Consider the following 1,601-nt stretch of genomic DNA (forward strand, 5'->3'; position numbering starts at 1 on the left):
CTTCTTGTGTTGGCTGGTTGCCAATTTATTTAAGCCGGCAAGATTTGAACGCCATCAGTTCAAACTTAGCAAGAGAGATCTTAAAGCACAATAATCTAGGTGAACGCGTATGTGGGTGGAAACATGGCTAGAAAAAAAACACAAGACGATATAGAGCTTACAGAAGCAGAAAAAGAAATCCTTCAAGAAATCATCATGACCTACAAAAGTGTAAAAGTGATGTCGCGTTATACGAAATGGATTGTACTCATTATACTCTTATTAGCGCTTGATTTTTCACGTATTATGGATGCGTTTGTAAGTATTTTTACACAAAAACCAAATATCCGACTCTAAACATACTCTGAGACGCGCGAAATCCTTTAGAAAATGGATTCTTAATTTTGCTCGTCTCATGGAGACTATCAATAATAGCTTTACACATTTAAAACTGTTATTTTCACAGAATTGGACATATCAAATTTCTCTTCAAAATAGCTAAAAACACTGTAGAGGTAATTGTAAAAATTCTATCCTGTTATAAATGAAGCCCACTGTTCCAAGAGAACATGTCGCTGTTCTAAAAAATCCGTTCGCATGTAGGCTTTCGTCACTGAACTCCCAACTGTATGTGCAAGAACAGTTTCAGCAATCTCAAATGGTGTTGACGTTGTCTCTGCTATCCAATCCCGTAAGCTTGAACGAAAACCATGGGGACGATAAGTCAAACCACAAACTGTCATATACTTTGCCATGGTAGCATCAGAAATGGGGTTGCCTTTAAGACCAGAAAAGAGAAAACCATTCTTTTCAAAGGGGAGAGTTTTTTCAATAACTCTCAAAGCTTCATCACTTAGTGGCACACGAAAGTCTGAAACTTTCCCTACAATACCTTTCATGTTTTCTTTTGGTATCGTCCATATATTTTTGTCAATTTGTTCAAGGCGAAAATAGCGCAATGGATATGATCGTGCGCCTGTCAAAATCAATAACTTCAGTGCTAAATTTGAAAGGATCTTATCATCCAAGCTTTGATAAAATGCCGGAACCTCTTGCCATGGCATAGCAGGAATATTTGTTGATGTCGCACGTGGTTTTCCTAAAAGCGCGCGTGCCTTCATACAAGCTTGTAGATCAACATCTAAACCAAGAGCCGCTGCATATTTCAAACAAATATTGATACGGTTAAGTGCTTTTCGCGCTGTATCTGCTTTTTCATGCCAAAGGGGTGCGAGAACATTGCGAATAATATTGGCTGTTAATTTTTCTATAGGTAAATTACCAATGTGTGGAATCACGTGCAACTCTAGTGGAGAAAACCAGCGGCCGTTTTTACCTTCATTTTTCAACTCTGCTTTTTTGCTTTCAAAAGCCGCTTTTGCAATTTCTTGAAAAATATTGCTTTGCTGTTTTAAAATAGTCTGTTCTCGAAAGACAATAGGATCATTGCCTTCTTTAAGAATATCACTATAATATCTTGTAAGCTCACGCGCTTCTTTTAAAGAGAGTTTCGTAACAGGACCAAGTCCCATTTCACGGCGCTTATTGTGGTGCGTATAGCGAAAAAACCAAGAGCGTGTATTGTCTTTTCGAACATTCAACCATAGCCCTGCCCCATCACA

General features: G+C 38.2%; 2 protein-coding genes. One reads left to right on the top strand and one right to left on the bottom strand.

The window, feature by feature from the left end:
• Positions 1 to 123 precede the first annotated feature (123 nt).
• Positions 124 to 336 (top strand): hypothetical protein, encoded by a 213-nt coding sequence (locus PVV60_RS10435; RefSeq protein ID WP_015856478.1) that lies wholly within the window; start codon positions 124 to 126, stop codon positions 334 to 336.
• 173 nt (positions 337 to 509) lie between these two features.
• Here the strand turns inward: PVV60_RS10435 and PVV60_RS10440 are convergent.
• Positions 510 to 1,601: site-specific integrase (locus PVV60_RS10440; protein ID WP_273724665.1), on the bottom strand; the 1,092-nt coding region annotated here is incomplete at its 5' end.

Source organism: Bartonella sp. AU18XJBT (assembly GCF_028618595.1).
In the GTDB taxonomy this organism is placed as follows: Bacteria; Pseudomonadota; Alphaproteobacteria; order Rhizobiales; family Rhizobiaceae; genus Bartonella.